Raw genomic sequence first — 11995 nt, 5'->3', positions numbered from 1 at the left:
CGTCGTGCGCCGCCCGGTGCGGCGGTCAGATCTGTTCGGCCAGGGCGCGCAGCCGCGCCGTGAACGCCTCGGCCCCGCCTTCTCCGGCGGCCCGCCGCCCCACCTCGGCGGTGAAGGCGGCCAGCGTCGGATTCTCGAAGAGCGCCCGCACCGGCACGGTGAGGCCGAGCAGGTCCTCGATGCCGTACGTGAGCTGGGTGACCAGCAGCGAGTGCCCGCCGAGGACGAAGAAGTCGTCCTCCGCGGCCGGGGGCGCGTCCGTGAGCAGCACCTCGGCCCACAGCGCGCCCAGCACCCGGCCCAGCAGCACCCCGTCCGGCCCGGACGGCCCCGGTACCGGAGCGGGCGCGTGCGGTGCCGGGGCCTCGGGTGCCGTGCCGAGAGCGTCCAGTTCCGGCAGTTCGTACGCCGAGATCCGGCGCCCGGTGTCCGCCGCGAGCCCGCCGAGCAGGCGTAGCCAGCCCGCGCACAGGGTGTCGACGGTGGCCTTGTCGAACAGGTCCGTCCGGTAGGTGAAGGTGCCGCCCAGCGTGCCGTCCCGCTGTTCCAGCATCAGCTCCAGATCGAACTTGGCGGTGCTGTGGGCGGGCCGCAGCTCCTCGGCGGTGACGCCGGGGAGCTCGAGGGCCTCGGCGCCCGCGTCGTCCAGGGAGAACACCACCTGGAAGACCGGGTTGTGGCCGAGGTCGCGGCGCGGGCGCAGTTCCTCCACCACCCGCTCGAAGGGCACGTCCTGATGGGCGTAGCCGTCGAGCGCGGTGTCGCGCACGCGGGTGAGCAGGTCGCCGAAGACGGGGTCGTCGTCGACCCGGACGCGCAGCGCGAGCACGTTGGTGAAGAAGCCGAGCACCGGCTCGAGTTCGACGCGGGTGCGGCCCGAGGCAGGGGTGCCGACGACGATTTCCGGGTCGCCGCCCGCGCGGGCGAGGAGCAGGTCGAAGGCGGCGAGCAGGGTCATGAACAGGGTGGCGCCGCGTTCCCGGGCATAGGCGCGCAACGCGCCGTACACCTCGTCGGGGACGGTGAAGGCGACGGAGGCGCCCGCGCGGGTGACGGCGGGGGTGCGGGGCCGGTCGAGCGGCAGGTTGGTGGTCTCGGGGACGCCCGCCAACCGCTCCCGCCAGTGCGCGAGACCCGCCCGGCCCTCGTCGCCGTCGAGCCAGCCGCGCTGCCAGACCGCGAAGTCGGCGTACTGGAGGGTCAGTGGGGCGAGACCGGCCGGGCGGCCCTCGGTGTGCGCGGTGTACAACTCGGAGAGTTCGCGCAGCAGCAGGCCCGAGGACCAGCCGTCGGTGGCGATGTGGTGCTGGTTCAGCAGCAGCAGGTGCTCGTCCGTGCCGGTGGTGACGAGGGCGGCCCGGATCAGCGGGCCGTGCTCCAGGTCGAAGGGGCGCAGTTCGTCGGCGCGGATCAGCTCGCGTACGGCGGCGTCGCGGGTGGTGTCGTGCAGCCCGGACAGGTCGGCCGACGTCAGCGGCACGCTCACCGAGTCCCGCACGATCTGTACGGGACGTCCGCCGGTGCCGCGTACGTACACGGTGCGCAGCGCCTCGTGCCGGTCGGCCAGCGCCTGCAGGGCGGCGGCGAGGGCGTCGGTGTCCAGCGGGCCGCGCAGCCGGAAAGCCTCGGGGACGTTGTAGCTGACGTCGCCCTCGCCGAGCCGGTCGAGGAACCAGAGCTGCTCCTGCGCGTAGGACAGCGGATGCCCGGCCGGATCGCGCGGGACCGGCGTGACGGGGTGCTCCGCGCGGCCGTCGCCCGCACGGCCCAGTTCGGCGGCGAGCGCGGCCACGGTCGGATGCTGGTAGAGGGTGCGCAGGGGCACCTCCCGGCCGAGCACCCGGCGCATCCGGGAGACGACCTGGGTCATCAGCAGCGAACTCCCGCCCAGCGCGAAGAAGCTGTCCGACCTGCCGACCTCGGTGAGCCCCAGCACCTCGGCCCAGATCCCGGCGAGGAGCTCCTCGACCGGCGTGCGGGGCGCGCCTGCGGACGCGGCGCCGCGCCCGGAGGCGGAGGCGGGTTCGGGCAGCGCGCGCCGGTTGATCTTGCCGTTGGCGTTCAGCGGCATCTCGTCCAGGGTGACGAGCACCGAGGGCAGCATGTAGGCGGGCAGCCGGTCGACCAGGTACGGGGTGAGGTCGGGCCGGGCGGCGGAGACGAACGTGACGTAGCCGACGAGGCGGGTCTCCCCGGTGCCGCCGGCGGTGTGCACGACGACGACGGCATTGTCCACGTCCGGGTGGGCGCGCAGCACGGACTCGATCTCGCCCAGCTCGATACGGAAGCCGTTGACCTTCACCTGGTTGTCGATCCGGCCGAGGATCTCCAGGACTCCGTCCGGCCGGTACCGGGCGAGGTCGCCGGACCGGTACAGCCGGGCGCCGGGCTCGGCGGAGAACGGGTCGGGCAGATAGCGCTGGGCGGTGCGCGCCGGGTCCCGGTGGTAGCCGCGGCCGACGCCGGCCCCGCCGACGTACAGCTCGCCGGGGACGCCGACGGGCTGCGGCTGGAGGCGGTCGTTGAGGACGTACACCTGGTTGTTGCCGGTGGGGCGGCCGATCGGGACGATGCCCTCGATGACCTCGGGGACCTCGGCGCGGGCCAGGGTGGCGTTGTCGATCGCGGTCTCGCTGAGGCCGTAGGCGGCGACGATCTGGGTGTCGGGGCGGCACAGGGCGCGCACCCGCATGTAGTCCCGGGCGTACCAGATGTCGCTGCCGGCGACGAGCAGGTCCAGGAAGGCCAGGTCGGCGCCGGTCTCCTCCAGGTGGTCGACCAGCGCGGCCAGGATGGGAGTGATGAACTCGGCGCTGTTGACGCCCTCGGCCACCATCAGCCGGTACAGGTCCGGCGGTGACATCACCGTCTCGTGCGGTACGACGACCAGCTTGGCCCCGCTGAACAGGGCGCGGGTGGCGTCGGCGATGAAGATGTCGAAGGCGAAGCTGGTCATCTGCAGGTGCGAGCGCATCGGGTGGCCGCCCAGGTAGGCGGACTCCCAGAACCGGAAGTAGTTCACGTAGTTGGCGTGCGTGACCATGGCGCACTTCGGGGTCCCGGTGGAGCCCGAGGTGTAGAACATGCAGGACAGATTGTCCGGGGCGACCTCGGTGTCCGGGGCGGTGCCGGGCAGCCCGGCCAGCGACCCGGCCTCCTCGTCGAGCAGCAGCGCGCCCTGGACCGGGGGCAGGTCGCGCAGGGTGCCGGTGGTGGTCACGACCAGAGGCACGGCCGCGTGCGCCAGCATGTACTCCAGCCGCTCGCGGGGATACTCGGGGTCGAGCGGTACGTACACCCCGCCCGACTTGAGCACGCCGAGGAAGGCGACGACGGTGTCCACCCCGCGTTCCATGCAGACACCGACCGGGGTCTCGGCGCGCACTCCGCGCCGGCGGAGCAGGTGGGCGAGCCGGTTGGCCCGGCGGTCGAGTTCCGCGTAGGTCAGCCGGTCGTCGCCCTTGACCACGGCGGGCGCGTCCGGGGTGCGGGCGGCCTGGGCCTCGAACAGGGCGTGCATGGTGAGCTCTTCGCCGACCGGGAAGGCGGTGTCGTTCCAGGCGCGCAGCTGGCGGTGCTCCTCCTCGGGAGTGAGCAGGGGCACGGTGGCCACGGGGGCGTCGGGCGCGGCGACCAGCTCGGCCAGGAGGCGCAGCCAGTGCCCGGCGGCCCGGCGCATGGTGGCCGCGTCGAACAGGTCGGTGGCGTACTCCAGTTCGCCCTGGAAGCCGTCGCCCTTCTGGATGAGGTCGAGGCTCAGGTCGAACTTGGAGGTGAGCCGCTCGTCCTCCAGCAGTTCCGCGGTGAGCCCCGGCAGGGTCAGCTCGCCGGTCTGCCCGGCGGCGAGCATGCCGAAGCTGGCCTGTACCAGTGGCGAGTAGCTGGGGTCGCGCTCGGGCTCGACCACCCGGACCACGTCGTCGAACTGGACCTCCATGTTCTCGAAGGCCGCGTACACCGACTCGGCGACCTGCGCGAGCAGCGGGCGGAACCCGGCGGCCGGGTCCACGTCGGCACGGATCGCCAGGGTGTTGACGAAGCAGCCGATCAGCGGGTCGAGGTCGGGTTCCGGACGCCGGACGACGGGCACGCCGACGGCCAGGTCGTGCTGGCCGGTGTAGCGGGCGAGCAGCACGAAGAAGGCGGACAGCATGACGGCGAACGGGGTGACACCCTCCTCCTCCGCCAGCCGCTCCACCGCTGCCGTGAGTTCCGGGCCCACCTCGAAGGGGGCAGCGGCGCCCTGGTAGCTCTGCACGGCGGGCCTGGGCCGGTCGGCGGGCAGCTGGAGGGTGGGCGGCGGGGTGGCGAACCGCTCCTGCCAGAAGCACAGTTGACCGGTGACGTCGGTGGTGCGGCTGCGCTCGGCGTAGTCGGCGTACTGCAGGGTCAGCGTAGGCAGTCCGGGTTCGCGGCCCTCGGTGTACGCGGTGTACAGCTCGCCCAGCTCGGCGAGGAGGACCCCGCAGGAGGAGCCGTCGAAGACGATGTGGTGGAAGGTGAGCACCAGCACGTGGTCGGTGGCCCCGGCGCGCACCAGGGCGGCCCGCACGACGGGGCCCTCCGCCAGGTCGAAGGGTGCGTGGGTCTCCTCACTGACGAGCTTGCGGAGCAGGTCCTCGCGCTCGTCGGCCGGGGTTGCGGACAGGTCGTGGACGGGCAGCGGCACATGGGCGCCGGCCAGGGTGACGGCCACGGGCACACCGTCGCGGTCGGGGAAGCGGGTGCGCAGCACCTCGTGCCGGGTGACGATCGCGCGCAGGCAGCGCTGGAGCACACCGATGTCGAGGGCGCCGCGCAGCCGCAGCACGACGGGCAGGTTGTAGAGCGAACCACCGGGCTGCACCCGGTCCATGAACCAGAGCTGCTGCTGCGACAGGGACAGCGGCCGGTCGGGACCGTGGGCGTCCTCGGGCGCGGCGGCGGGGGCGCGGCGGCGGGTGTGGCGCGGAACGATGGTCATCGGGCGTCCTCCGTGCTGTCGTCCCGGTGCGCGGCCAGCGCCTCGACCTCGGCGCACAGCCGCTCGGCGTAGGCGTCGATCCGCTCGGCGGGCAGGGTGGCGGCGTCGTACTGCACGACGAGCCGTGTTCCCGCGGGGCCGAGGTCGGCGTTGGAGGCGAGGGCGAACCCGACGTCGACGGTGTCGTCGTGCTCGGAGACCACGCGGGAGCCGTCCGTGGCGGGGGCGATACCGCCGAAGCGGGTGAAGTTGAAGAAGGAGTCGAACAGGGTTCCCGCTCCCGCCAGTTGCTGGATGTCGGCGAGCGGCAGCAGGTGGTGGCCCATGAGGGACTGCTCGTACTCCCAGAGCCGGCCGGCCAGACCGGGCGCACCGGGGTCGGTGCGGACCGGGAGCGTGTTGAGGAACAGGCCCAGGGTGCGGTCGCCGCCCTCCTCGGCGGGGCGGGCGCTGACCACCAGGCCGGTGACGACCTCGCCCGAGCCGTCGGTGCCGAAGGCAGCGGCCAGCGCGCGGACGTGCGCGGCGAGCAGCAGCGACTTCACCGGCACCCCGGCCCGCCGCGCGGCCTCGTCCAGGACTTGGGCGGTGGCCCCGGCGGGCTCCAGCACGCGGGAGGTACCGATGGCGGGGACGTGTTCCCCGGCGAGCCGGAGCGGGCTGACGCCGGCCAGGGCGTCGCGCCAGAAGGCGCGGGTGCCGGTGTCCTCGCGGGCGGCGAGTTCGGCCTCGACGTGATGCCGGTAGGGCAGCACGGGACCGGCGTCGGGGGCCGGGGTGCCGGTGTGGTGGTGGTCGAGACGGGCCAGCAGTTCGCTGGTCATCAGGTGCAGGCTGAGGCCGTCCAGCACGCCGTGGAAATGGGTCTGCACCAGCGCGTAGGTGTGCTCGCCGGTGCGCAGGGCGTGCAGGCGCAACATGGGGGCGCGCCAGTCGAACGGGGTGGCCTTCTCCGTGTCCACGATCTCCCGCACCCTGCGCTCCCGTTCCTCCTCGGGCAGGCCTGTGAGGTCCTCGGTGCGCACCGGCACGGTGGCCCGCTCGTGCACGAGCTGCGTCGGGCGGCTGAAGGCGGCCAGGTCGAAGGAGGTGCGCAGGATGTCGTGGGCGGCCGTGAGGTCCTCGGCGGCACGGGCGAGGGCCTCCGGAGCCCAGGGGCCTTCGACGGTGTCGACGGTGACGACGTGGTACGCGTGCCCGTCGCCCTCGGAGAGTTCGCCGAGGTAGACCATGCCGAGCTGGAGGGCGGTGAGCGGATAGGCGTCACTCACGCCGGCGGGGACCAGTGCCCGGTCGGGCGGGGCGAGCAGGGCGAACGGTGCTCCGGCGGCCGGTTCCGCGGCGCGGGTGCCCTCTATGCCGGCCGCCAGGGCGCGTACGGTCTGGTTGCGGAACACGTCCCGCAACGGGAAGGACAGGCCCGCCTTGACGGCGGCGGCGCGCATCCTGATGGCACGGATGGAGTCGCCGCCGACGGCGAAGAAGTTGTCGTCGGCTCCGATGCCCGCCCGGCCGAGCACCTCCTCCCAGATGGCGATGAGGGCGCGTTCGGTGGCGGTGGTGGGCCGGGCCGTGGTGCGGGGCCGCTCGGGCGCGGGCAACGCGGCCCGGTCGACCTTGCCGTTGACGGTGAGCGGCAGGGCGTCCAGCAGGACCACCGTGGCCGGGACGAGGGGTTCGGGCAGCCGCTGGGCGAGCCACTGGCGCAGGAGGGCCGCGTCCGGCACGGCGACGGGCGGTTCGGCGGCCGGGCGGGGGTCGTCCCGGTACTCGGGGCGGACCGCGCACAGCGTGAACCGGTCGGTTCCCTCGAGGAGTTCGTCCTGTTCCCAGAACACCTCGAAACCGTGCCCGCGCAGGTGTCCGCCGATCTCGGCGAGCCGTCCGTGCGGGGCGGCGCCGGTGTCGTCGTGGACCTCCATGGCGATCTGCTGAACCCCGGCCAGGTGCGCGTCGTCCAGGCCGCGCAGCACGTCCCACTCGGCGCGCTGCACGTCGATCTTCAACAGGTCGATCCGGTCGGTCCCGGTCTCGGTGAGCACGTCGGAGAGCCGGCGCAGCCGGGCCTGTTCCTCGTGCGGGGTGAAGCGGTCGGCGAGGATCTCGGACACCTCGCCGAGGAGTTCGTCGTCGCGCCGGTTCTCCAGGAAGGTCTGGACGAGCGCGATCTCGGCCTCGGGGTCGGCGTACTCGGCCTGGCCGGACATCATGGAGTAACCGGGGTAGACGGTGAAGGCGGCCGACTGTTCGCGGTCGGAGAGGCCGAAGTCGAAGATGTCGGTGGGCCCGGTGCGGTGGCGGAGGTTCTCCGTGAGGCGGGCGTGGGCCTCGGGCAGCGGCTCGAAGGCGAGGATGCGGGCGCCGGGGCAGGCCCGGTCCACGAAGAGCGAGAACATGCCGATGTTGGCACCGACGTCGACGACGACCGCGTCCTCGCGCAAGGTGATCCCCCCGCGCAGATAGGTCTGCTGGACGAAGATCTCGTCGAAGAGGTAGCGGGTCTCGTGCGGGTTGATCCCGGCGATGTCCTCGACGTTCAGCGCGCGTCCGGTGGCGAGGCGGGGCACGGCGTAGCCGACGAGGGAACCGGTGCCGCCGGTCTCGTCCACCCGCCAGTCGGCGACCGCCTGGGCGACGGCGGGATGCTGTGCGAGCACGGCGCCGATCTCGGCGGGCTCGGCCCGGTAGCCGTTGATCTTGAGTTGTCCGTCGGCGCGGCCGAGGTGGGCGAGGCGTCCGTCGGGCAGGAAGCGCACCCGGTCGCCGGTGCGGTAGCCGCGTACGCCGTCGACTGTGGTGAAGCGGGCGGCGGTGGCCTCCGGGTCGCCCCAGTAGCCGCGTGCCACCTGAGGGCCGGTGACGAAGAGTTCACCGGGGATGCCGGGCGGCACGGGCCGCCCCTCCTCGTCCAGCACCCGGACCCGGAAGCCGGGGAGCGGGCGACCGATGGAGGGTTCGGTGTCCGGGGTGACGGGGGCGGCGGTGACGTCGACGGTGCACTCGGTGGGCCCGTAGACGTTGACGGCGCGTACGCCCTCCAGCGCGGCCACCCGTCGCCACAGCTCGGCGTCGACCGGCTCGCCGCCGATCAGCAGCAGGCCGGGCAGGCGCTGGCCGCTCTCCCGGTGGTCGAGGACGAGCCGCAGGTGGGAAGGGGTGCAGTCGAGCACGTCGGCGCCCCGGTCGGTCAGCTCGCGCAGCAGCGCCGGCACGTCTCGCCTGGTCTCCTCGGAGACCAGGCACAGGGAGCGGCCGGCGGCGAGCTGGACGAGCTGCTTCATGGAGGCGTCGAAACCGAAGGAGGCGTTGACGGCGACCGTCAGGTCCTCGGGGGCGTCCGCGTACACGGTCGCTTCGAGGGCGTCGAAGAGGTGGGCGGCGCTGCCGTGTTCGACGACGACCGGGCGGGGGGTACCGGTGGAGCCGGAGGTGAAGATGACGTACGCCGGGTCGCCGGGGGCGACCGGGTGCGGCTCGGCAAAGGCGCCGGGCGCCGCGGACGCCTCGAGTTCGAGGGTGGGCAGGGTGCCGCCGAGGCCGCGCAGGGCGGCGGAGCCCTTGGGGGCGACGGCGAGGGCCGCGTCCACGGAGACGGCGAGGCGGCGCAGCCAGGATGCCGGGTGGGCCGGGTCGAGGGGGACGTACACGGCTCCGGCGCGCAGCACGCCCAGGAAGGCGGCGACGGTGACGGCGGAGCGCTCGCCGAGGACGACGACACGGTCGCCGGGCCCGACGCCCTGTTCCCGCAGGCGGGCGGTGACCGAGGCCGCGGCGGTGTCGAGTTCGGCGAAGGTGAGGGTGGTGTCGGGGGCTGCGACGGCGGTCCGGGCGGGGTCGGCACCGGGGACGGCCGCGTCGAGCAGGCCGAGCAGGGTGCGCTCGCCGAGGGGGGCGGCGGTGCCCTCCCACTCGGCCAGCAGCGCGGCCTCGGCGTCCTCGGGACGGCCGCCGGTGAGCTGGGCCGTGACGGCGCCCAGCAGCGACCGGGCGGCGGCCGGGTCGGCCACGGCGGGGTCTGCGTGCAGAGCGAGACCCAGGGTTGCGCCGTCGCGGGTGCAGGTCAGATGCAGCGGGGCCTGGGGGCGGGGCGCGTCGAGCGTGACCCGGGTGGCGCCGAGCGCGGCGAGCGGGCCGGGGCCGGCGGCGGCGACATGGGCGAAGCCGGCGGCCACGGGGTGGTCGAGGGGGGTGACGCGCAGACTGCGGGCGCGTACCCCGGCGAGCAGGTCGGCGGCCGCCTCGGCGGTGAGGATGCGGGGAACCTCGCAGCGTACCGGGGCCGCGAGCGGGCCGACGACGCCCTGGGTGCCGTCCACGGACCGGCCGTCGTCGTGCACGGCGAGGGCGAGGGTTCCCGCGTCGGTGTACCGGCCGAGCGCGGTGGCCCAGGCGGCCAGCGCGTGCGCCGCGTCGTCCCCGTCGGGGGCGGGGCATTCGGCGCGGTACTCCCCCGCCGGCTCCTCCCCGCCGGTGCCGGAGGCCAGGGCGGGAAGGGTGAGCGCGGTCAGGGCGGCGGGGTCGGCGTCGAGGTCGGCGCGGTCCTGCTCGCCCTGCCACTCGACGACGTCGAGGAACTGGGTACGGTCCTCGTCCTCCACGGGTGCGGCACCGCCGTAGCAGGCGGCGAGTTCGGTGAGCAGGACACGCAGGCTCTCCCGGTCGGCGATCAGCACCGAGGCGTCCAGAACGAGTTCGCCGGGCCCGTGCACGACCCGCAGCGGGGCATCGCCGGCCGGGGCGGTGCCGGCGGGGTGCACCTCCGCGCCGGCGTCGTCGCGGACCACCTGCACGGGCAGGCCGGTGCCGGTGAGGTCGCCGATGTCGAGGCGCAGCGTCTCGTGCCGGGCGACGAGCGCGGCGACGGCGGCGCTCAGCCGGCCGGGGTCCAGGGGCCCGGCGAGGCGCACCTTCGCGGTGACCCGCTCCTTCGGGGCGTCGGCCCACAGCCGCCGCTGCTGGGCGGAGAGCCGGTAACTGTCGACCGTGGTCACAGGACGTCTCGATTCACGTAGAGGTCGGACATGGCGACGAGAGTGCGGCGTTCACCGGTGAAGGGGCCGCGGCCGTGGGTGGCGAGGAAGTTGTCCACCATCAGTACGTCGCCGCGCCGCCACGGGAAGGAGACGGCCGCCTCCTCGTAGAGCCCGCGGAGCAGGGCGGCGACCTCGTCCTCGATGGGGGTGCCGTCGCCGTAGTACACGTTGCGCGGCAGGCCCTCGGGGCCGTATTCGCGCAGCAGGGCCTCGCGGACCTCGGGCGGCATGTTGGAGGAGTGGAAGAGGTGGACGTGGTTGAACCACACCTCCTCGCCCGTGCGCGGATGCCGGGCGGTGACCTGGCGGACGGCGCGGGTGCGCAATCCGCCGTCACCGGTCCACTCGAAGTCCGTGGCCGACTGCCGGCAGTACGCCTCCACGTCGGCCCGGTCGGTGCTCTGGAACACCTCCTGCCAGGGCAGGTCGAGGGCGTCGCCGTAGTTGCGGACGTACAGCACGCCGTGCCGGCGGAAGCGTTCGCGGACCTCCGCCGGGATGCGCGGGGTGACCGCGCGCTCGTCGGCGAGCGGGGTGGCGCCGCCGGTCTCGGCGGGCAGGTCGCAGTAGAAGTACAGCCTGCTGGGCCAGTTGTGGGAGTACGACATCTCATGGTGCAGCGGGATGGTCTGGTCGGAGGCGAACTCCGTGGAGGTGAACACCTTGTCGGCGACCTCGGTGCGCGGCGCGGCCCGCTCCAGATACCCGAGGAGTTCGGGGCCGACGACCCGGGCGGCCCGGCCGAAGTGGTCCGGGTCCGGCACGGAGAACCCCCGGAAGAGGACAGCCCCGTGCCGGTCCAGGTGCTCGGTGACGCGCTCGCGGTTGGCGGTGAGATGGCTGACGAGGTCGAGTTCGGGGAACCGGGACTCCACGACCATTCCGAAGTCACCGTCCAGGAAGGACGTGGTGACGGGTTCGACGGTGGTGCGGCGGGCGCGCCGCACGGGCCCTGCGCTCATCGCGCACCGCCTGCGGCGGACCGGGGGTCGGACATGGCGGCCAGAATCCGGCGGGGCCCCTCGAACGGCTCGCGGGCGTGCGCGCAGAGCATGTTCTCCACCACCAGGACGTCCCCCTGCCGCCAGTCGAAGCCGACGGTCTCCTCCGCGTAGGCGGTACGGAGCTCCTCGACCACCTCGTCCTCGATGCGCTGCCCGTCCCCGTAGTACGTGTGGTAGGGCAGGTTCTCCTCGCCCAGCGCCGACAGCAGCCCGTCACCGACCTCCTCGGGCAGTGTGGAGTTGTGGAAGAAGAGGGCGTGGTTGAACCAGGTCTCGTCGCCGGTGAGCGGGTGCCGGTGGATCGCGGGCCTGCTCTGCCAGGTGCGCAGCTGGTCGCCGTCGACCCAGGTCCAGGAAATGCCGTTGCGCTCGCAGTACGCCTCGGCCGCCGCGCGGTCCTCGGTCTGGAACGCCTCCTGCCAGGTGAGGCTGATGCCGGGCACGTAGTTCCGGACGTAGCGCACCCCGCGCTCGCGGAACCGCTCGACGGTGGAATCGGCCAGACGGGCGAGGACGCGCCTGCTGTCGGCGAGCGGGGTGCGGCCGCCCCGGGTGGCCTCGCGCTGGCAGGAGAAGACGATCCTGAGCGGCCAGTCCAGGGTGTACGACTGCTCGTTGTGCAGGGCGATGTGCTGGTCAGCGGGGTGGTCGGTGGAGGTGTAGACGCCCTCGGTGACCTCGTGCCGGGGCGAGGAGCGCTCGCCGTAGCCGAGCACGTCGTCGGAGAGAGCCTCCATGAACGCCCGGAACTGCTCCGGGGTGTCGATGCCGAAGCCCCGGAAGAGGACGGCACCGGCCCGGTGGGCGAGACCGTCGACGGTGGCCCTGTTGCCGGCCAGCCAGGCGGTCAGGTCGGTGGTGGAGTCGCCCCGCACCAGGGCGGGGAGGGCGCGGCCCTGCCAGGCGTCGTCCACCTCGACGGAGCCGGCGCGCGCGCGACGGCGGGAAATGGTTGACACAGTTCCTCCGAATCACGGCATTTCACTCAAGGGCGG

At 73.7% G+C, this 11995-nt stretch carries 4 protein-coding genes; all 4 read right to left on the bottom strand.

The genetic code is table 11. The features are described 5' to 3' along the window. Positions 1-25: 25 nt before the first annotated feature. Genes E5082_RS04155 through E5082_RS04140 form a run of 4 tightly spaced genes read right to left on the bottom strand, consistent with a single transcriptional unit; the run spans position 26 to position 11959 of the window. The gene (locus E5082_RS04155) at positions 26-4963 is read right to left on the bottom strand and encodes a non-ribosomal peptide synthetase (RefSeq protein WP_135789888.1); all 4938 of its coding nucleotides are present in this window, start codon (positions 4961-4963) and stop codon (positions 26-28) included. Continuing rightward, entirely contained in the window at positions 4960-9954 is a 4995-nt protein-coding gene (locus E5082_RS04150) for a non-ribosomal peptide synthetase (protein WP_135789887.1), read from the bottom strand. The genes E5082_RS04155 and E5082_RS04150 overlap by 4 nt, the downstream gene beginning before the upstream one ends. Further along, positions 9951-10958 (bottom strand): TauD/TfdA family dioxygenase, encoded by a 1008-nt coding sequence (locus tag E5082_RS04145; RefSeq protein ID WP_135789886.1) that lies wholly within the window; start codon positions 10956-10958, stop codon positions 9951-9953. The genes E5082_RS04150 and E5082_RS04145 overlap by 4 nt, the downstream gene beginning before the upstream one ends. After that, a complete protein-coding gene (locus E5082_RS04140; protein ID WP_135789885.1) occupies positions 10955-11959 on the bottom strand; it encodes a TauD/TfdA family dioxygenase in 1005 nt (334 codons plus the stop codon). The genes E5082_RS04145 and E5082_RS04140 overlap by 4 nt, the downstream gene beginning before the upstream one ends. Between the last annotated feature and the right edge of the window lie 36 nt (positions 11960-11995).

The organism is Streptomyces griseoluteus (assembly GCF_004784465.1).
Classification (GTDB): Bacteria; Actinomycetota; Actinomycetes; order Streptomycetales; family Streptomycetaceae; genus Streptomyces; species Streptomyces griseoluteus.
This window is presented reverse-complemented; position numbering and strand designations above follow the sequence as displayed.

What these genes read in the sequence shown, in the direction of transcription:
- E5082_RS04145 (WP_135789886.1), bottom strand. Translation starts at nt 10,958, where the DNA reads ATGAGCGCAGGGCCCGTGCGGCGCGCCCGCCGCACCACCGTCGAACCC.
- E5082_RS04155 (WP_135789888.1), bottom strand. Translation starts at nt 4,963, where the DNA reads ATGACCATCGTTCCGCGCCACACCCGCCGCCGCGCCCCCGCCGCCGCG.